The sequence below is a fragment of the Gilliamella sp. X-60 genome (assembly GCF_057063585.1).
The window spans coordinates 20901-38764 of the sequence record NZ_JBXSQJ010000005.1 but is presented as its reverse complement, the minus strand read 5'-3'; the positions used below and the strand labels follow the sequence as shown (position 1 = coordinate 38764).

24 protein-coding genes are annotated in these 17864 nt (G+C 39.1%); 5 read left to right on the top strand and 19 right to left on the bottom strand.

Annotation, left to right across the window (positions count from 1 at the left end):
* Window positions 1-111 precede the first annotated feature (111 nt).
* From ACYIAM_RS04220 to ACYIAM_RS04180, 9 genes are read right to left on the bottom strand one after another with little or no spacing between them, the layout of a single operon-like run.
* Entirely contained in the window at window positions 112-2202 is a 2091-nt protein-coding gene (locus ACYIAM_RS04220; RefSeq protein WP_483747380.1) for a replication endonuclease, read from the bottom strand.
* Window position 2203: 1 nt separating this feature from the next.
* Window positions 2204-2398 (bottom strand): hypothetical protein, encoded by a 195-nt coding sequence (locus ACYIAM_RS04215; protein WP_483747379.1) that lies wholly within the window; start codon window positions 2396-2398, stop codon window positions 2204-2206.
* A 24-nt stretch (window positions 2399-2422) separates the two neighbouring features.
* Entirely contained in the window at window positions 2423-3238 is an 816-nt protein-coding gene (locus tag ACYIAM_RS04210; RefSeq protein WP_483747378.1) for a DNA adenine methylase, read from the bottom strand.
* A 54-nt stretch (window positions 3239-3292) separates the two neighbouring features.
* Window positions 3293-3547, bottom strand: coding sequence for a hypothetical protein (locus ACYIAM_RS04205; protein ID WP_483747377.1), 255 nt, complete (start codon window positions 3545-3547; stop codon window positions 3293-3295).
* A gap of 24 nt (window positions 3548-3571) precedes the next feature.
* Window positions 3572-3790, bottom strand: a complete 219-nt coding sequence (locus ACYIAM_RS04200; RefSeq protein ID WP_483747376.1) for a TraR/DksA C4-type zinc finger protein — start codon at window positions 3788-3790, stop codon at window positions 3572-3574.
* A complete protein-coding gene (locus tag ACYIAM_RS04195; protein ID WP_483747375.1) occupies window positions 3790-4002 on the bottom strand; it encodes a DUF2732 family protein in 213 nt (70 codons plus the stop codon). The genes ACYIAM_RS04200 and ACYIAM_RS04195 overlap by 1 nt, the downstream gene beginning before the upstream one ends.
* On the bottom strand, window positions 3993-4340 hold the full coding sequence (locus ACYIAM_RS04190) for a hypothetical protein (protein ID WP_483747374.1): 348 nt from the start codon (window positions 4338-4340) through the stop codon (window positions 3993-3995). The genes ACYIAM_RS04195 and ACYIAM_RS04190 overlap by 10 nt, the downstream gene beginning before the upstream one ends.
* The gene (locus ACYIAM_RS04185; RefSeq protein ID WP_483747373.1) at window positions 4318-4476 is read right to left on the bottom strand and encodes a hypothetical protein; all 159 of its coding nucleotides are present in this window, start codon (window positions 4474-4476) and stop codon (window positions 4318-4320) included. The genes ACYIAM_RS04190 and ACYIAM_RS04185 overlap by 23 nt, the downstream gene beginning before the upstream one ends.
* On the bottom strand, window positions 4476-4727 hold the full coding sequence (locus ACYIAM_RS04180) for a DNA-binding protein (protein ID WP_483747372.1): 252 nt from the start codon (window positions 4725-4727) through the stop codon (window positions 4476-4478). Before ACYIAM_RS04180 ends, ACYIAM_RS04185 begins: the two co-directional genes overlap by 1 nt.
* Window positions 4728-4862: 135 nt before the next feature.
* Here ACYIAM_RS04180 and ACYIAM_RS04175 point away from each other — a divergent pair, with 135 nt between their 5' ends.
* The 5 genes from ACYIAM_RS04175 (at window position 4863) to ACYIAM_RS04155 (ending at window position 8274) form a co-directional block, all read left to right on the top strand.
* Window positions 4863-5228 (top strand): helix-turn-helix transcriptional regulator, encoded by a 366-nt coding sequence (locus ACYIAM_RS04175; protein ID WP_483747371.1) that lies wholly within the window; start codon window positions 4863-4865, stop codon window positions 5226-5228.
* A 16-nt stretch (window positions 5229-5244) separates the two neighbouring features.
* The gene (locus tag ACYIAM_RS04170; RefSeq protein WP_483747370.1) at window positions 5245-5685 is read left to right on the top strand and encodes a hypothetical protein; all 441 of its coding nucleotides are present in this window, start codon (window positions 5245-5247) and stop codon (window positions 5683-5685) included.
* Entirely contained in the window at window positions 5682-6245 is a 564-nt protein-coding gene (locus ACYIAM_RS04165) for a PH domain-containing protein (protein ID WP_483747369.1), read from the top strand. Before ACYIAM_RS04170 ends, ACYIAM_RS04165 begins: the two co-directional genes overlap by 4 nt.
* Window positions 6242-7129 carry a phage integrase gene (locus tag ACYIAM_RS04160; protein ID WP_483747368.1) on the top strand — a complete coding sequence of 296 codons (888 nt, stop codon included), beginning with the start codon at window positions 6242-6244 and terminating at the stop codon, window positions 7127-7129. Before ACYIAM_RS04165 ends, ACYIAM_RS04160 begins: the two co-directional genes overlap by 4 nt.
* Before the next feature lie 965 nt (window positions 7130-8094).
* Window positions 8095-8274 (top strand): ribbon-helix-helix domain-containing protein, encoded by a 180-nt coding sequence (locus ACYIAM_RS04155; protein ID WP_483747367.1) that lies wholly within the window; start codon window positions 8095-8097, stop codon window positions 8272-8274.
* A gap of 39 nt (window positions 8275-8313) precedes the next feature.
* On the opposite strand, the gene ACYIAM_RS04150 is transcribed toward ACYIAM_RS04155, so the two are convergent.
* From ACYIAM_RS04150 to ACYIAM_RS04105, 10 genes are read right to left on the bottom strand one after another with little or no spacing between them, the layout of a single operon-like run.
* Window positions 8314-10011 (bottom strand): hypothetical protein, encoded by a 1698-nt coding sequence (locus tag ACYIAM_RS04150; RefSeq protein ID WP_483747366.1) that lies wholly within the window; start codon window positions 10009-10011, stop codon window positions 8314-8316.
* Window positions 10012-10590 carry a baseplate complex protein gene (locus ACYIAM_RS04145; RefSeq protein WP_483747365.1) on the bottom strand — a complete coding sequence of 193 codons (579 nt, stop codon included), beginning with the start codon at window positions 10588-10590 and terminating at the stop codon, window positions 10012-10014.
* Complete coding sequence (locus ACYIAM_RS04140; protein WP_483747364.1) at window positions 10568-11227, bottom strand: hypothetical protein; 660 nt, start codon at window positions 11225-11227, stop codon at window positions 10568-10570. The genes ACYIAM_RS04145 and ACYIAM_RS04140 overlap by 23 nt, the downstream gene beginning before the upstream one ends.
* 4 nt (window positions 11228-11231) lie before the next feature.
* A complete protein-coding gene (locus ACYIAM_RS04135; protein WP_483747363.1) occupies window positions 11232-11837 on the bottom strand; it encodes a tail fiber assembly protein in 606 nt (201 codons plus the stop codon).
* 18 nt (window positions 11838-11855) lie between these two features.
* Complete coding sequence (locus ACYIAM_RS04130) at window positions 11856-13559, bottom strand: phage tail-collar fiber domain-containing protein (protein ID WP_483747362.1); 1704 nt, start codon at window positions 13557-13559, stop codon at window positions 11856-11858.
* A complete protein-coding gene (locus ACYIAM_RS04125) occupies window positions 13556-14167 on the bottom strand; it encodes a phage tail protein (protein WP_483747361.1) in 612 nt (203 codons plus the stop codon). Before ACYIAM_RS04125 ends, ACYIAM_RS04130 begins: the two co-directional genes overlap by 4 nt.
* A complete protein-coding gene (locus ACYIAM_RS04120) occupies window positions 14164-15339 on the bottom strand; it encodes a baseplate J/gp47 family protein (protein WP_483747360.1) in 1176 nt (391 codons plus the stop codon). Before ACYIAM_RS04120 ends, ACYIAM_RS04125 begins: the two co-directional genes overlap by 4 nt.
* Complete coding sequence (locus ACYIAM_RS04115; RefSeq protein ID WP_483747359.1) at window positions 15332-15655, bottom strand: DUF2590 family protein; 324 nt, start codon at window positions 15653-15655, stop codon at window positions 15332-15334. The genes ACYIAM_RS04120 and ACYIAM_RS04115 overlap by 8 nt, the downstream gene beginning before the upstream one ends.
* Window positions 15648-17702: a phage tail tape measure protein gene (locus tag ACYIAM_RS04110; protein WP_483747358.1), complete on the bottom strand. Its 2055-nt coding sequence runs from the start codon at window positions 17700-17702 to the stop codon at window positions 15648-15650. Before ACYIAM_RS04110 ends, ACYIAM_RS04115 begins: the two co-directional genes overlap by 8 nt.
* The gene (locus tag ACYIAM_RS04105) at window positions 17703-17849 is read right to left on the bottom strand and encodes a DUF6890 family protein (RefSeq protein WP_483747357.1); all 147 of its coding nucleotides are present in this window, start codon (window positions 17847-17849) and stop codon (window positions 17703-17705) included.
* Window positions 17850-17864 lie beyond the last annotated feature (15 nt).

The window sequence follows — 17864 nt, the reverse complement described above, 5'->3', positions numbered from 1 at the left end:
ATTACTGTTTTTATATACAGTATATTTATACAGTAATTTTTTAGCAAGAAAAAAGTAAAAAAATGTGATCAATATCTAATTATTTGATTTTTTACATAAAACCATGTAAGGCTAAAAATCAAACTCAACAAAATCATTTTTAACCGGTTTTTTAGGCCGGCTTGGCGAATTGCTAACGATGAGATGCACACCGTCCAAAGTGTTATCTAATTTTAAATATTGGTTGTGGCTGATTTTTATACTTTCACGTAAATAAAGCTTGTTTATGGTGAAATTATCATCAGGAAGACCAATTGTTTTTAACTGTTTTCTAATTTCTTCACGCTGATCGTCTAGCGATAATTTTTTAACCTGCGTACAGTTATTGACAGAACTCCGAGCGTCGCTATCGCTCCTATTTTTAGAAACAATAGCCCACTTTATTAAACGAGTGCATATAAAAGAAGCCATGCCAATAATCGGGGAAAATACCCCCTTAATCTTTTTGATGTCTTCTTCAAATTGGTTTTGAGCTTCTTCGTACGAAATCCTTACCCTCAGCTCTTTACGTTTAACCATAGCACCGCCTTGTAACTGAGTGTAAGCAGCCCAGTCGCCAGCATCTGCCGCGGCAAGCACAGGGTCGATTGCTGGGCTTTCGACCTTTTGACTACCGAGCCGACGCAGTTCACGCCAAACCGTGACAGGTGCGCCACCGATTTGCTGAAATTGACGAATGCCCCAACGGCTTGCCCATGCTGTTACGTTTTTTGCCATCTCTTTTAAATTTTGTCCGGTTTCATCATCGACTTCGTTATCAAGCTGATAACCATCAATATTTTTAGAGATATATTTAGCAATGTAACCCGTTGCCGATCCTTTCTCTTTTTCGATATTTTCAAACTTAAAGCGGGCGTACTGCGCACCTTGTTCGCTGCCGTCTTCTTCTAATGCATAAGTTTGCATAATTTCATAAACTTGCTGTTTGTGTTCTGGTAGCATAAAAACCAAAATATGCCAATGCGGCGTACCGTCGTGATGTGGCTCAGCAACTCTAAACCCAAAAATTTTTATACGCTCTCTGTTTAGCTTTGCCCTGATTTTTGCCCATACGCCACATAAATAACGCTGCGTGTCCCGTGGCGTGCCGCCGTTCCAGTTTTTTACAAAGCCACCTTTGGCATGTACCGCGTGATATTTTGATGGTGCAGTCAATGTTATAAATACCCCCTCGTAGCCGTACTCGTCGGCAATATCTTCAAAGCCTCGCATTCTGACCATAAGCTCACAACGGCGGATTGCGGGGTTAGCATTTGATTTATCGACCTGTAAAACAAGCTCAAATTGCTCACCTGTTTCAGTATTTTCTATACATTGATTTTTGAGCCATTCCCGATTTTTCCTTTTTTGCTCTTTCCATTCACCCACGCAAGTACGGCTTGCGTATGGACTAGCGTGCTTTTGTACTTGTCCGGCAGCAATAGCTAAATGTTCACGTTGAAAACCCCATTTCCGCTTTAATCTGCTTTGCCACCATTTGTTATCTGATAATTTTGCCAAAGCGATAACAATTTGCTGTTCGTTGATTTCACCTTTTTTATAATCGGCATAGTAAGGTGCTGTAATTTTTAACGGCTTGAGTTGCTCTAATGCAAATTTATAGATAGCTAATTCATGAGCGTTATTGCTTAACTTAAATTCCTCGGTTTCTAAAAACTTAATAATTAGATTGTGCATATAGCCTGCAATCTTCCCGCCAAGTTCTTCAACGTCGATTTTGTCTAAGATTGGTAATTTCGATAACTGCTCATAAAATTCTTGTACAATCAGGCTTTTTCCTGCATTTTCGATTGCGTATTGCTGCTGTACTTCGGTACACCGAGTTAGCCCGCAAGTGCGTAAATAGGTATTAGCAACTTTTGAGCCTTTTTCTTGATACAGCGTTGCATATTTGCGAGCAAAATAACCACCGATAAACTGCGGAGTATCACTAAAATACGGGTGAAAATAATCATACTCATGCGGTATCTGCTCCCAAAGTGGACGCTCAATAATAGTCAATTCTTTGGGTGGTCGGCGACAAGTTGCGTATTGTGATTTTGGCTGAATGTGCTTTGTTGGTAAAAACTTGCCGACCGTGTCGTAAAAATCACGCATAGCCAAAAACAGGGCAGATTTAGCCCTGTGATTTAATGTTGGTAGGTTTTGCGTGATTGTGGTCATGTTACTTGCTACGTTTTTTATTACGCATCTTTTTAGCCGCTCGGCGAGCTTTTGCTACACCCGTGGGCGTGTGTGCGGTTTTATTTTTGCCTTTGCCTTTGCTTTGATTTATTGCCTGAGGTATTGGCTCAGACAATAAAGCACTAATTAAACGTGAAAACGCCTTAAACACTCGTTTAAATGCTTTTCTCATCATCTTGTTAGCTCCTCTTGCGGTGTTTTAAAGCATCTCAGGCGTTAACACGCCAATAATTTCTTTTGCAGACTTTCGATTGCCATTTGCCGCAACTGACCGCGGGGCGTCGATTGAGTGAAGTTTAAAACGGTGGAATATGTCACGAGTGGCACTATTGTCGCAGTTTGAAATAATTGCGGTTGCGCCTCGTGAAACGGCATCATACAAACAGTTAGCCAATAGCTCGGTGTCTGAGTAACAAAAACCTGACGGCGTATAACCAACAAAGCTATCTTTATGTTTAGTTAGATATGGCGGATCGCAATAGATAACCGATCCGGCACCAGCTAGCCCAATCGTTTGCGTAAAATCACAGCAGAGTAAAGAGACATCGGAATAAAGTAATTTATTACTAAAATTAATCATTTCCGCACCCGGAAAATAAATATTTTTATGTTTTCCTTTCGGGACATTAAATTCCCCTTTTTTGTTATAACGGCACATCCCATTAAATCCGTGTCGATTTAAATAGATAAACTGAGCCGCTAACTTTACCGTCCCCCTAAATTTTGGGTGATTAAATTGATTTCGAATATCGTAAAAATCATTTTCTGTATCAAATAACTCTTTAGTCGTGTTATATAGCATTGCTAAATCATCTTTTAGCCACGAATATGTATTGATTAAATCGTGACTACTATCAGCCAAAATATAGCTTTTAGCTGATACATTAATAAAAACATTGCCTGCACCAACAAACGGTTCAATGAATTGACAATCTTTGGGGAAATGAGGTAATAACTTATCTATAATTCGGCCTTTACCTCCCGGCCATTTTAAAAAGGACTTTTCTACACACATTTTTTTGAGCCTTAAAGATTTGGGGCTAACTGCCCCGATTGATTATTGATTGATTTATTCCGCGCCGCTTTTAACTTCAAACTCAATAATATGCACATTGTCGTCAATGTCTGAGTCATACAAGTCGACAGCTTCGCAAATGATCACCGCATCACCACATGCAAGGGCAAACTTTGGATCCTCCCTTAACGGTTTTGAATGCTCTTTCGGCAGTATAATTGCCCGCACCTCATGATCTGCAATTAACTCAAACAGAGAATCTTCTACATTTATTATTTTGTGTGAATTAGATTTAAATTTCTCAAACATTTGTTTTTCTCCTTTATTAATGATTTATTGCCCGTGTTTGTCTTTCGTTTCTAAAATCTGCTGACAACAAACACACAAACTACAACCCGGCACAGCTTCACGCCGCGCCTCAGGTATTGGCTCGCCACATTCACAGCAATAAAGTGATGATTTACCGGTGTAAACCTTTGCACTTGCATTTTTCACAGCTGCGGCGGCAACTGTTTCAATGTGTGCTTGTGCGATATCTGCTAAATCTGCCATTAAATATCTTCCCGTTGTTGTGCTTTCATTGCTTCGGCTTCTTGCTCTAACAGCTCTGCCGATTCGGTCGGTGTTAAGTAGTTTGTGCGGATATGTGTAGCCAGTCGTTCCAGCTTTGCCGTAAATACGTCACATAACCCGCTTTTTGTTTCTTCTTTTGCCTGATTTAAGGCTTGCAATAATGCATCGCCTTTAAGTGTTGTCATCTCCATTTTTGCCACCTGTATTTAGTTTCTTCTTTAAAATCTTCTTCTTCACATAATGCGAATGCATCAATAATTGCTTGCAATCGACGTAAACCTTTCTTTAAGTCGTCGACTTCTTTATCTGTCAGATTGTCATATTGCATTTGCCACGCGTGAGTAAATTGACTATCTGGGTTATAAATTTCCGTTGTACGCAACTCGATGCCCGACGCACTCAGCAATAAACGTTTTTGCCCGGGCTTTAAATTGTTAAAAGCCGATCTGGCCAAACTGCGCTTACCGCTTAATATCTGATGAAACTCACGCAATAGGCTGCGTGGGTTAACTGTTTGTTGGTTTTGCATGGTTTTCACCATTCACTAACTTAATTACTTGCCCGTTTGATTTTTCAACCCAGCCCTTTGGGTTGTGGGCATTGATCTGAATATCGATCGGGGTTGGTTGCTGCGCGGTCTTTTTTAAATAGAATGAGTGAGCCATTATTCCGCTCCCTCAATGTTGACTACTAGATTACCTTTGTAGCCAGCTGCGCCCTCTAACGTTAAGGCGACCATGTTAATTAATGGGGTTTCACGGCTAGCCGTTCCTGCGTTGCTTATCTTTTTGCGAATAGGAAGCTCACCGCGTTGGATTTTGCCCTTAACAGTTGCCAACGGCATTTTTGCCAAATCGGCGAATTGCTGAGCCGTGACAAATGGGGCTGGTATAGCTATTGCAATTTGAATCGTCATAAGGCATTATTCCTTAATTAGTGTTTATTAGTGTTTATTAGTGTTTTTTAATCTCGTTTCGAGAATTTATTTAATGATAAATTATCGGTTAGATAATTGTCAAGTTCTTTAATCGATATTTATTGGTGATAAAAAATGCAATTTGATTCAAATATAAAAAATGTTGTTAATAGATTGGTTCAGGCTTACGGACAAAAAACCGTTAAATCAATGTGTGATCAAATAGGGGTTAGTGTGAGTGTTGTTGCCAATAGAATACAAAGAAATACCTTTCCGTATGATTTAATTGTTAAATGTGTATTGGAGACTGGCGCAGATCTAAAATGGCTTTGCACGGGCGAAGGTGAACCCAATATCGACGGTATCAAAACAGAAAAAAAATCAATTGAACTATCAAGCGAAGCATTGGAAAAACTAGAACGAATTGCGGCACTAAAAAGCAGTGGTGCTATTACTGATGATGAGTATCAGTTATTGAAAGAGAGTATTTTTAATAAATAATAAAAAAGGGGGAATAGTGAAGAAAATAATAGCAGTTTTATTAATGATAGTATCTATATCTAGCTTTGCAGCCACAAAAGAACAGTGTAAAAAAGCTGATGACATATTGAAGTATAACGGTGAGTTAATGCTAGTAATAACGGATAACGTTCTTAGTCCAGATTTTGACGCTAGCGAAGAAAACTCCGAAGAATGGACTACAGCATTCTTAAAAGATTACATCACGGCAATAATGTTACAATCCCTCGAAAAAGACATTAGTGAGCCCGTTTTATTAGCTCAAGCGATAACTATAAAGATCTCAGCCTTTTATCAACACGCTATTAATTACGCCAAAAATAAAACAGATGAAAACAAGGCAAAAGTAAAAGGAGTGACTGCCGAAATGGCATCAATAAGCAAGCGTTTAGGCGAATTATGTCCGAATACTAAATCTAAAAAAGGAAACAAAAAATGATTGATTACAAAACAGCAACAAAAGCCGAATTATTAGAAGAATTTGAACGATTAAAGAAAGTTTCAAATGATGACGGTTTTTTTACTAAAAAAGAATTTTTACATTTTCCGCAAATCGCCATGCCAAACGAGACGCCGATCGGTATATCATCGGGAAGCATGGACGGTAAAACATGGTTGATTATTTTAACTAATCAACGAGTAATATTTTTAGATAAAGGCATGTTTTTTGGATTGAAACAAGTTGCGTTAGATTTAAGTCACATTTCATCAGTTGGCGGAGAAACTAAATTGCTATTTGGTGAAATCACGATCGCCGCCGACGGACACACGTACACGGTCGAAAACGTCTCAAAAAAAGGTGTGGTACCGTTTACCAATATGATTAAGCAAGCAATAGAAGCACTAAAACAAAGCAAAGAACAAAGCGCAAATACCCAACAAACTACCGCTAATAATAATGACCCGCTTGAACAATTAGAACGCCTAGCATCATTAAAAGAAAAGGGCATTATCACAGAAGAAGAATTCCGAGAGCAAAAGGCTAAAATTCTGGGATGAGTGTACGTAAGCAATCCAACGGCAAATGGCTGTTTGAAAAATATTTAGAGGGCGGCAGACGAATTCGTAAGACGTTCGCAACTAAAGGCGAGGCGTTAGCGTATGAAAGCTATATCGAAGAACAAGCGGCCACAAAGCCGTGGATTGCTGAAAAGCAGGATCGGCGGCGGTTGTCGGACTTGATTGAGCTATGGCACAATGCACACGGCAAAACACTGAGCGACGGCGAAAATGTTTATACTACGTTGTTATTTATTGCAAATAGTATAAATAACCCAATTGCCGCAAACTTTACCGCCAAAGATTTTACAGAATACAGATCAAAACGACTAAGCGGCGAAATTTATCGAACTGAACGAGTTAAGACAGTTTCACAAAGAACGTTAAACTTAGAGCTAACTTATGTTAAAGCAATGTTTAACGAGCTGATCAGACTAGGAGAGTGGAAGCTAAAAAACCCGGTCGAGCATATTCGACAATTTAGAATTGACGAGCAAGAAATGGCATATCTAACGCCCGAACAGATCAGAAAACTGTTAGCATCAGCAAAAGAAAGCAAAGCCAAGGATTTGTTAACGATTATAAAAATTTGCCTAGCAACAGGAGCACGGTGGAGCGAAGCCGAATCGTTGCAAGATAAGCAAGTAAGAAATCAGGCAATTACATATTTAAAAACAAAAGGCAAGAAAAACCGAACAATACCGATTGATAAGCCATTGTTTGACGAAATAGATAAAAAGAAAGGGGCGTTATTTACTCCGTGTTACTCAGCTTTCCGCTCCGCCATTAAACGCGCACAAATAGAATTACCCGATCGGCAACTGTCTCTTAATCAATTGGTCGCGGGTTCGATCCCCTCACAACCCACCATTTATTTTATTTAAAATCAATATATTATATAAAACATCTTATCTTAAAAAATTCTGTAAAAATAGTAAGTGGCGGTAAAATGGCGGTGCGTTTTTATAATCGTGTATAATCCGTTTTATATTGTTAATAAATATATAAAGTCCCTGACTGGCTCGATTGTTTCAAATACACCGATTAGATCAAGAGAATTTTTTTTCAAAAAGACCCACCATTCATTTACCATTCGCACTACGATATAACCCGGCTCACAATTATCTATATCAAACGATTCATCTATTAATATTGATATTTTCATATTATCCAATGTAATAAAATTTCAGTTGTAATAATTTATAACAAATTGATATTAAATGAATATTATATTTTATTAATTTCGTGATCTAGGTTCCAAACATCACATAAAATAAAAATATTATTATTTATCATTATATTAATTATTTAATACGATCTTTTTTATAAGTTAAAAACTGAAAAATATTGAAAAGTATTTCATTTATTTCAGTTTTATACGATCCTTTAAGATCCTTTTTTCAATAAGCAATTGAGCTTTGTTTTGTAATAAAATCCAACTGAAAAAAATTTCATGCAAAAACCCTGTAGGCGGGTGCGGTGTAGCACGCTTTGGGTCACACGATCGATTTTGTCCCCGATTATTTATTTTTAATAATTCAGGTATAAAAATAGCAATAGCTCAGGTGGATTATTGATTTATTTTGATTTTGTTTAAAAAATATCTAGAAAAGTGTTGACTTTATTGGTAGGTGCATCTATAATTATAAACATCAGCAGGGTGCTGATAAAGCAAACCCCCAGCTTTCGATGGGGGCTTAAGGGAGAAAAAAGATGGTTAGGATCTTAATTCTCTTGGTTCTATTAACGGTATCATTACCAGTTTACTAGTTCCAATCAAAGGCGGGGGTGCGACCCCGCCGATGACCTTAATATAACAACTGATTGATAAAAAATCAAGGCGGCAAATATGGCATTATCAAGGGCTGAAATTCAAAAACGAAGTGACAAGAAAAGAGGTGTAAAACCTAAGGGATATAAGTTATCGATTGAAACAATAGAGATGATTGCGGAGCTAAGCAAAAGCACAGGCAAATCGCAAGGCATGGTTATCGAAGAAGCAATAAAGTTATATAGAGGTTCACTATAAAAAAGCCCACGTTCGTGGGCGAGGTGAGGGCACAACGTATTATTTTGCAATTACTGGCGAGTATTTTTTATCTAGATTTATTGCATCAGTTTTTACGCCAACAATTGCGCCGGCGTTGATTGGCGTGCTAGTGTTCGGGTGTGTATGCTGCGCTGTTAAATCAGCTAGCCGCTCAATCAGTTCTAACGTGTCTAACATCAATTGCGATACATTTATCTCACCGCTACCAATCCAAACTTGAGGGGCGATAATTTCTTGTTTTGCGCCAGCGATGCTTTGGCGAATTGTTTTAATCTGTTCTTTGATTTCGCTTGCTGTGATATCAATTTTATTTTTTACTGATATCGTTTGATTGCCGTTTACTGTTAATGAATAATTATTAGCAACAAACTGCACAAAATTCGAATTAGTTCCAATTGTATAATCTTTTAGTGCGAGCTGCGTTATAGTGTTCGCAGATAACCTATAATTACTGTACGTGTTGATAGTATAATTAGCGTTAACTGTTGTTATTTTCGTTGTTGTTTTTTCAGTTGATGAATCGCTATTTAAACAATAATCGCGGGCGTTATCTGTCACAGTCTGATCGCTTTCACGTATCATATTGCCGACGTTGTCAATCTTTGTAAAAACCTCAGCACGCTGTTGCAATAAATGCTCGTCCTTTTTGATGTTTGGCATTGTTTTGTTATTCGGGTAAATGTTTCGTATAACCGGCTGATCGGGCTTACCGTTAATAAACCCTATTTCTACTTCCGCACCCTCTTCGGGATAATGATACGCTCCACCTTCCGCCCCAATATTCGTTACAGGCAAAGGCACAGCTTTATAAACTGGCGTCGTTGATTCTTTGCCGTTTTCATCTAATAACTGCACATTAACGGCGTACTTGGGGCGGAATGGGGTAGAGATATCGCCAAGATTGGTTTCGTCAGAAATTGCTACAACCTTGGCCATTTTTGACAGATGATAACCATCGGCAAGTTCGGGGAATTCTTTTTCAATTTGTCGCCGTGTTGCCGACTTTTTCCCCGATGCGTCCTCAAAGGTTATTGTCATGTTATCGTTAATCAGATTAACAATAGATACTTTTCTACCATTAATTTTAACGCCCGGGCGCAACTTTGGCACTAGTGGAATTTCAACAATGTTAGATCCGGCTGTTGAAGATGCGATTTTATTTAAATTATCGCCAAGCTTAATGTCTTTATCATTAAAATAGCTATCATTATAGCTACCGCAATAGATTTTTCCTGTCGGCGTTTGAAAAAAGGTATATTCTGGAATGTTGAAAGCTCTACCGATTTCTTGCAATAAGTGATAGCCAGTTCCGGCGTGCTTAAAGTGCGGGATTTTTGTATTAACATAATCAGCACCCGGTAAATCGAACTGCAGCCCATTTTTTGATGTTAGATACTCAGTAACAACTTTTAACGTTGGATGCTGAAATGAACAATCAATTGTTTGTTGATAACAACCGATTAATTCGCGTATAAATAGCTTTTTAGTGTTGCTTGCCGCAGCTTGTGAGCTTTCGATATAACCAGTAAAAAATCGTTGCAAATTATTGCCATAACCAACGTTTATTATCAATGTTTTGTTTTTAAATGAATCACAATTACAATTAGCTGGAACTGTAATAAAGCCTCGTCCGCACGCATTTAATTCTAGCACAATATTACAGTCAATAATTTGAATGCGTTCATTGTTAATAATTGCATGTTTATTTATTTTCATTTACATAACACCATCAGCTTTAGCTAAAATATTTTCTTCAAACCAAGAAAGCCCGTCTTTTTCGTCCTGCTCGGCCGGCATTTCTTCAATTATTGCGCCGACGCTCTCGTCACCGTTTTCAACTGCTCGCTGTTGTGCTCTTGCTTCTCGTTTCTCGGGCACTGATTTACGTTCTGATAGCGTAAAACTAACTTGCCATGCTAATAGCGTGGAATGGGGAGAAACCGAAACTTTGCCACTGAAAACAGCTTCACGTAAATTTATAACGTTAGCCGTTGCATTGGCAACACGATATAATTTTTTAGCTCCGCCTTTTTCGGTTTGATATGACAATTCAATCAATCGGCTTAGTCGGTCCGGTGTTGAATATTCAATTAGTCCGTTAACGCTTAATTTTTTGGGCTTGATGCCCTTTTCGCTGCTGTTAGTCGATGATGATTGCCCGCTTTGGTCTTCTTCCGGCAAATCATACTCGGCAGAAAAAGACGGGTTTTTTAATATAATGGATTCACCATCCAACGCTAATACAATATTATCGACGCTACCCGCAGCTCCGTTATTCGATGAGTTTTCTATCATGTACTAAATCCAATATTGGCTTTAAATTGTTATCTGAAAATGCTAGTAAAAAAGTGAAAATATGCTCTTTATTTGGTAACTCTTTATAGAGATCGCACGGCAAACCGTGAAAAAATGTTATATCAATACTACCGCCAGTTAATGACTTCGTCTGACTTGCAATTTTATTTAAAACAGCTTCTTTTTGCTGTGCAAACCGCTGTAATTCACTCATTACGCTATCAATTGATGCTTTAGCTGCGTTTTGTGCTGCCTTTAAAGTTTGAGCGTTAACGATTGCACGTGTATTGCTTGATGATAATTGCTTTACAACTTTACGATCAGCCGGATTCGGTATAACCATTTTTGTGACATCCAAGTCCTGTACTGTTTTAGCTGTTCTCAGTGCACGCTTAATTTCGGGCAAATCCCAGCATTGGCTCAATGCTGTCAATTGACCAATAAAACCGGCTTCTGTTACAGATGATATCAATATAACAGCAACCGGCGTTATGCTGTCGATTTTTGCTAATAACGCCCTGATTGCTTCTTCGGGTGATAAAAATTTGCTATTAGTGACTTTGTACGGCTCAATTGCTACAACTTCAAAGCTCATCGGCTTATATTTTGCTAATGAAAATGTTTTATCACACCACATAGAATTACTCCGGCTTTTCTGGCCAATCAACTTCTGGCGCAGTATCGACGTCAATACGATTTAATAATGCACGATACTTTTTCCAAGCAGTGTATAACGCTTTTTCTTCGTCGGTAGCAATATCAGTATCAATCGCATCTTGTAGATAATCAATTTGTGAGCTAGCTTCATTTAACAATTGTCGTTTTTGTGCTGTTGCTACAGCTACATAGTGCTGGTGCTGTTTATTTTCGTCTAACACCCATTTTTCACCGTCCCAGCTATCAAATTCGCTTGACGGCTTTAACAGCGTGTAATCATTCGGAATATCGCCGATTTCGGTTACTGTTGATTCTGCACCTGTTTCAGTTGAATAGATTTTTTTGCCCCGATGATCGGCTGGGTATGTCCATTTGTCACCAACTCTAACAATTGCTTTACCGTCTTTAACTGGCTTCGGCGCATCTAAATAGGAGTTAGCTGGCACACCAACACCAACCGGCAAATACTGATATGTAGCACCCGAATACTCCCCCTTGGAATCAACATTATAAATCACAGCCCAACCCGCTTTTGTTGTTAGTCCGTTCTCGTCCAAAATAGCTGTTTCTGGTTGTAATTGATATTTCATTATATAAATCTCCTGATATTATTCTGCTTTAACTATGTACATAAATGCGACGTTGCGAGGGTGGTTATCATGTGATATCGGTGACGCTATCGACGGATCAAAAACAATCTCTTCGCATCCCCACGTTGGACCACCATTATTTGGGAGTGCTTGTTTCTTTCCGACTCCATTAACTCTGAATGTTCCACCTGTGGAAACAACATCACCAATAAAACCGTGAGCGGGGTCGTTAGTTCCAAAAATACTTCCCCAAATATTTCTGATAGCATCACTCTGCCAGCTCAATATAACTCTGTATGGATCTGCTCCTCGTGCGTTATCCCAACCTCGAATAAATTCACCTCGTAAGTCAGGTAGTTGACCCCAATGATAAACACTGCCCAATCTCGGAAATTGATTTACATTGAATTGAGCGCCGTTGCACTCAAACCACCCCGCCGGAGGTCGGTCGTGCGGCCACGGTAGAGGAATACCTGCCGGCAGTGTAAAATTTCTAATATATTGTTCTAGATTTAACACCCGATGCGCCGGAACGTACCCCTCACCAAGAACGCCATCCTCAGCGAACCCCCACGGCAGTGTACCCCTAACCGTGTTGTACATACCAACAACCCCGTCATTACGAACAATTAGATAAAACCTCTTATCAGGAGAACATATTCGTGATTCAAGTTCATCAGACTGAAATTTATCAGTTATCGCATTGATTCTATTGTGTGCATCGTTAGCATTGTTATTCGCTGAAACTGCGTTATTGCCTGCCGTAGTAGCATTATCATTTACTTTTTTAACTGCTAACAGCGTAGCCGATTCGGTTTCTGATGTGCTGTTAATTTCTGAACTGAGTTTAACTATTCCCACTTTTTCAGTTGTCGCATGATCGTACGTTGTGATAAATGATTTCGGCTTAACAACAACTAGCTTGCCGCTTGCATCAACTGATGCAACGCGTTCGACATAGTGCTTAAATCCATTTTGTTCGTAATCACGTAAATTAGTGCCCGCAATTAAATTATAGTTTACAGACCATTCACCTGTTACAGTGCCAGTTAGCCAAGCATCAATATATAACGATTGATTGTTTTCAATTTCTATTGATGTTTGAGTTGTGTGATTAACTCGTAAACCGGCAACATATGCAAGCCCCGCCGAAATTGTTAATTGATTATTATTCTTGGTTATTGTAAAACCGTCATGAATTGCTAATCGATTATATAAATCATAATTAGTTAATCGAATGCGTTCATCTTCGCCAGCTAAACGTTTTGAATAATCGATCTGCCACGTCTGAGCATTGACAGTAATCCCCGTCGATTCAGATGCATTATCAATTTCTAACCAAATTGATTCCGTGATTGTGTTACCTTGACGTTGCCCCGCAGTCTTTATTTTTCGTGTTAGATCGGTGTGCATCACCATGCATAGCGTGTTAGTTTCTGCGTTGACAAGCCCAATATAGTTAAACGAAAAATCGCCGATATTTGTATCTAAAATAACAGAATAAACTACTGTTTTATCATTCAATAACCCCGATTGTGTTACTGGGGCAGTATGTACGATTTGACTTGCGTCAGGCATTGAACCGTTTAAATCGATTTCAGTGTCGCCATTGATTCCGCTAATATTTGCAAAAATTACACGATCAAGCTTAATCGGTTGTGACTTGCTCAATTGTTTTATAAAAAACTGTTCGCCCGTTCTTACTATTGCCGTTTTACTCATTGTTGTACTCCATAAAATTCTTTTACTTCACCAAATCCGCCCACTTTTAAAATTACTGTTGTGGTATGTATTCGTTTAAAATCAAATTTAGAACCGTTGTAATGCTGATTGTTATTAAAATCACCGCACCTAAACCGCATCGGCTGCACGTGAACAATTTCAAAAAAATAACGCCGACATGTACGCCCGTATTGCCTGATAATTTCAGTTAACAAATCGCGGTTATTTGTTAATTGGTTATCAGATAATCGCAAGATAATAACGTCCCAGTCATAACCGCTTTGACGTTCTAATATTTGAACTGTACCAATTTCTAAACGCTCAAATATATTTTTAAAACCAACAACGGATCCCGAGTCTGTCGCATTAGCATATGCGTGCTTAATGCGCTTTCGATATAGTGCTAGCGGTTCGTTATTTAGTCGTTTAACATCGCGTTGATATGCATATAAAAATAATAATCGCTCGTCGCATGTTAACGGGTCGAACTGCATAACCGGGAATTTTAACCATTGATACATACGATCCCAGTACTTAACCGCGGCATTAGCAAGCTTTAACGGTTCGCCCTTGTTCATCCAAACGGGCAGCTTGATTTTTAGTTTCATTCTGCGACCTCGGTATTAATTGTTAGAGTTCGAAGTCTTGGCACTTCTAGCTCGCTGACAATGTCGGAGATGTTAAATACAATCGAATGTAACTCGTTAAATTGCTCGTGCAGTTCTTCGTTTAATTTTGAGATGCTAAAACGTGAATAGGCATTTACCTGCGTTACGTTATAGTCATTATTTTGGCGGAACGCACAACGTATAAAATGCTCAACGTTTAATACGTATTGATTGATGTCGATAGGTTGTTGCTCACGTTCAAAATATAACGTAACAGCAATATCAATTTTCTTATCTGGTACAGCAAAGCACTTTAAATCGTCGCCATGCCCTCGGTAACCTTGCCCCATAATGTAGTTATTTACTGTATCGATAAAATATTTTGAATCTACGCCGTCATTTAATAACAGGTATAGATTTGCCGTACCCGGCCCACGGGGCGCGTCATGCACAAAATAAACTTGTTTTGTTGAAATACCTGTAATTGTTGTCACAATGCCGCGATATACAGCATCTGTATGATAGTGACCAACAAAATTGTATTGATTCTTGGTTCTATCTCTTAAATCGTCATCAGATTCAATATTAGCACCAGGTGAGATCAACCAATTATCATCGTTTGTAACAGTTACCCCATCAATTTGCTCAACTAAAAAACGATAATAACCAGCAGCTAGGTTATAGTTTTCACCGCTGCCGACCGCTACCACTGGAATACGTGCAGTCTCAACGCCGGCGGGGATGCTATACTCTTGAGTAGTTTGTAATTGATATGTAACCCCGTTAATTTCCGGCGAGCTGATCACAGTACCCACAGGTATAACTACCGCCTGATTTTTATTTGCTTTAGTGAACAAAATTTCACCCGTCGCCAACGTTGCCGGCTTACGCTCCAAATTAACGGCGTTAGCAAACAGATCTAAAAACTGTCCGCTAGCCGTCATTAAAAACATATTCATTAATACATTTTTGATAAATGCATCTTTTAACCAAATGTAGGGCTTTATAACGATAGCCGACATTAATCGCCAAAACGGCGAATATTTCGACGTGTTTGTAATTAAACCCTCCGCCCTCGTCAATTCTTCGAACTCTTTACGGGCAGCGTTTTCGTCAACTGGCATACCATGATCGTGTAGAATTTTTTCAAACATTTTTTGATAATCAGCCATCGATCGATACTCCAATTTTTCCAAAATCATACGTGTCAGCAGTCAGATAAAGCCGTTCTGCGGTTTCCTCTTTGATGTGCGCCGTGCCCGGCACGATGCGGCGGTCGCTTTCGACTAATAAAATAATTTTAGTGAAGACGTCGTAACGCATTGTCGGTGAGCGCTCAGCAACTAATTCAGTAGCTAAACCGCTTTCAATAATTGCATGTTTAATATCTTGCCCGATACTTTGTTGATTCTTGGCTAAATTTGGCTCATAGCCGCTATTTAACGAAAAATCACGATCGGTAATGAGTAAATCAAAATATCTATCCACCGTAGACCTCCTGCCATTCGTGCAGCTGTGCAGGCGTCATCGGCTGCGAATTATTGATCGTGACTGACTGAATATTCTTACTATTATCGATATTTTGCGATTTACTGTTTTGAATCTCTTTTGACAATCCACCATGATCGATGTCACGCACTACGGTACTTGTGATTGGTGATTTTGCAGTGCTAACAGGTGATTGTTCGGCGGCGTCGATTTTTTCGTATTCAAGCAGTTCAATGTTAACGCCCGGGACATAATTTAACCCCTTAATAATATCGTTAATTACATCTATTCCTTTGTTTTTAATTATTTTAAAAACGCCCAAAAACGCTTCTTTCAATGCATCGCCGACTTTTGAAAATGCGTCAGCATTAGTAAAAAACTCAACAAAACTATCCCAACCAGCCGTTAAATCATCTATTGTTGATAAAAATGTATCGCCGATAAACTCAAAAACACAGCAAACAGCGTCCGATAACACGTTGAATGCAGCAATAAGAACTTGAATATATATAGAGTCTTTTATACTGTCCCAGAATTTACACACCATAGCGATCGCATTAGAAAATACAGATACAACAGAATCATTTAGCCGAACAAGCAGAGAAAACCATGCAGCGATCCCGAATTTGACTATTTTACAAAACAGTAAAAACATTTTTGCGGTGAATTTTAAATAACCAGAAATCATCTTAAATGCCCACGATTCGGAAAATGCAGACCACAACGCCCTTACTTTTTCAATCACCCAATTAATTGCGTTACCGATCTGCTTCCGAAATACCCAACAAAGCGCAATCACGGCAGCAATCCCGATAATAATTAGTGTTATCGGGGAAAGTAGTAACGATATAACACCCGAAATAATAGCGAAGACAGCAGCAATACCTGCTAAGCTTATCAGCGCGATCGTGATAATACCGATCCACTTAGCAATATTTGGAAACATTTCAAGCCACTTAGCAAATTTGCCGATAATGCCACCAATAGCATTCATAACAGGCATTAAAACTGGCAACAACGCCCGCCCAAGAGACTCTTTAATATTCATAAATTGGGCATTAATACGCTCTAGCGGTTTAACATTACCTTGAGCCATTTTTTGCATTAATTTAAAATTCTGCCCCTTACCAATTTCTTTAACGTGTTGATTTAATTCATCTGAGTTATTCGCCAAGGTTTTTACAATATCAGCACCGGCACCAAATGCTTTATCTAACGCCTCTTGCGCCTTAATATTCTTTGATAAATCCTTGCCAAATTTACCCTGAATTTTGGCAATAATTTCCGGCATTGATAGCATTTTGCCGTTAGCATCAGCAAAAGAAAGCCCCAATTCTTTGCCGGCCTTGCCTAGATTTTTGTAAAGCGCGGCATATGAGCCAGCAGCACCAGCGCCTAAGCTTTTGCTTGCCATGCTTAAAACGACAGCTTGCTCTCCCATGCTTACGCCATTATTTGCGGCTGTGCCTTTTGTTTTTTGCATCATGCTTTGCAGTTGCTGAGTTGACACGTTAAAATTATTTTTAGCGTATGCAGCAATGCCCGCAGCATGCCGAGCAAAATTTAACTGGCCAATTTTATTAACAGTTCCCTTATAGCTAGCTGCCATTTGCTCAATGTATGCGGTTGATGTATCCACGCTTTCGCCGGTAGCTTTTGACAGCATATTCATAGCAGCTACAGCCTGCGGCACATCTGCATCACTAATCCCCGATAACGCCCCTTTAATTGATGACGCGGAATTAACAAAATCAAGTGCACTAGTACCGTATTCTGAGCTGAATTTTTTTGCCGCTGTTCGCAATTCATTAATTGACGAAACACCGCCCAAGCTTGCGTTTTTTAATGCTCTGTCCATTTCTTCAGCAGGAGACAACAGGGCAGTAATGCTTTTGGCAACGGCAAAAAGGGCAATACTGCCGCCACCAATTTTTTTAAATGAGCTTGCAGCAGTTGCATTAAAAGCTTTGAATTGAGCCTGAACCCTTTTAAGCGGTTTTGTTACTCTGTCTGTCAATTTAATTACAAAATCTAATGATGATGACATTTATTTAACACCTTTAAACGCTTTACCTATGCCGTTTGCCACTGCTGCCGCTTGAGCTTCTGATAAATGATTGTCTAACCACGCAGCGCGGGCTAAATTTTCGCTACTATCATCCTCCGCGGGTAAATAGTAGCGACGTAAGATCAAGAGTTGTTCTAACGA

What these genes read in the sequence shown, in the direction of transcription:
- ACYIAM_RS04220 (WP_483747380.1), bottom strand. Translation starts at nt 2,202, where the DNA reads ATGACCACAATCACGCAAAACCTACCAACATTAAATCACAGGGCTAAA.
- ACYIAM_RS04215 (WP_483747379.1), bottom strand. Translation starts at nt 2,398, where the DNA reads ATGATGAGAAAAGCATTTAAACGAGTGTTTAAGGCGTTTTCACGTTTA.
- ACYIAM_RS04210 (WP_483747378.1), bottom strand. Translation starts at nt 3,238, where the DNA reads ATGTGTGTAGAAAAGTCCTTTTTAAAATGGCCGGGAGGTAAAGGCCGA.
- ACYIAM_RS04205 (WP_483747377.1), bottom strand. Translation starts at nt 3,547, where the DNA reads ATGTTTGAGAAATTTAAATCTAATTCACACAAAATAATAAATGTAGAA.
- ACYIAM_RS04200 (WP_483747376.1), bottom strand. Translation starts at nt 3,790, where the DNA reads ATGGCAGATTTAGCAGATATCGCACAAGCACACATTGAAACAGTTGCC.
- ACYIAM_RS04195 (WP_483747375.1), bottom strand. Translation starts at nt 4,002, where the DNA reads ATGGAGATGACAACACTTAAAGGCGATGCATTATTGCAAGCCTTAAAT.
- ACYIAM_RS04190 (WP_483747374.1), bottom strand. Translation starts at nt 4,340, where the DNA reads ATGCAAAACCAACAAACAGTTAACCCACGCAGCCTATTGCGTGAGTTT.
- ACYIAM_RS04185 (WP_483747373.1), bottom strand. Translation starts at nt 4,476, where the DNA reads ATGGCTCACTCATTCTATTTAAAAAAGACCGCGCAGCAACCAACCCCG.
- ACYIAM_RS04180 (WP_483747372.1), bottom strand. Translation starts at nt 4,727, where the DNA reads ATGACGATTCAAATTGCAATAGCTATACCAGCCCCATTTGTCACGGCT.
- ACYIAM_RS04175 (WP_483747371.1), top strand. Translation starts at nt 4,863, where the DNA reads ATGCAATTTGATTCAAATATAAAAAATGTTGTTAATAGATTGGTTCAG.
- ACYIAM_RS04165 (WP_483747369.1), top strand. Translation starts at nt 5,682, where the DNA reads ATGATTGATTACAAAACAGCAACAAAAGCCGAATTATTAGAAGAATTT.
- ACYIAM_RS04160 (WP_483747368.1), top strand. Translation starts at nt 6,242, where the DNA reads ATGAGTGTACGTAAGCAATCCAACGGCAAATGGCTGTTTGAAAAATAT.
- ACYIAM_RS04155 (WP_483747367.1), top strand. Translation starts at nt 8,095, where the DNA reads ATGGCATTATCAAGGGCTGAAATTCAAAAACGAAGTGACAAGAAAAGA.
- ACYIAM_RS04150 (WP_483747366.1), bottom strand. Translation starts at nt 10,011, where the DNA reads ATGAAAATAAATAAACATGCAATTATTAACAATGAACGCATTCAAATT.
- ACYIAM_RS04145 (WP_483747365.1), bottom strand. Translation starts at nt 10,590, where the DNA reads ATGATAGAAAACTCATCGAATAACGGAGCTGCGGGTAGCGTCGATAAT.
- ACYIAM_RS04140 (WP_483747364.1), bottom strand. Translation starts at nt 11,227, where the DNA reads ATGTGGTGTGATAAAACATTTTCATTAGCAAAATATAAGCCGATGAGC.
- ACYIAM_RS04135 (WP_483747363.1), bottom strand. Translation starts at nt 11,837, where the DNA reads ATGAAATATCAATTACAACCAGAAACAGCTATTTTGGACGAGAACGGA.
- ACYIAM_RS04130 (WP_483747362.1), bottom strand. Translation starts at nt 13,559, where the DNA reads ATGAGTAAAACGGCAATAGTAAGAACGGGCGAACAGTTTTTTATAAAA.
- ACYIAM_RS04125 (WP_483747361.1), bottom strand. Translation starts at nt 14,167, where the DNA reads ATGAAACTAAAAATCAAGCTGCCCGTTTGGATGAACAAGGGCGAACCG.
- ACYIAM_RS04120 (WP_483747360.1), bottom strand. Translation starts at nt 15,339, where the DNA reads ATGGCTGATTATCAAAAAATGTTTGAAAAAATTCTACACGATCATGGT.
- ACYIAM_RS04110 (WP_483747358.1), bottom strand. Translation starts at nt 17,702, where the DNA reads ATGTCATCATCATTAGATTTTGTAATTAAATTGACAGACAGAGTAACA.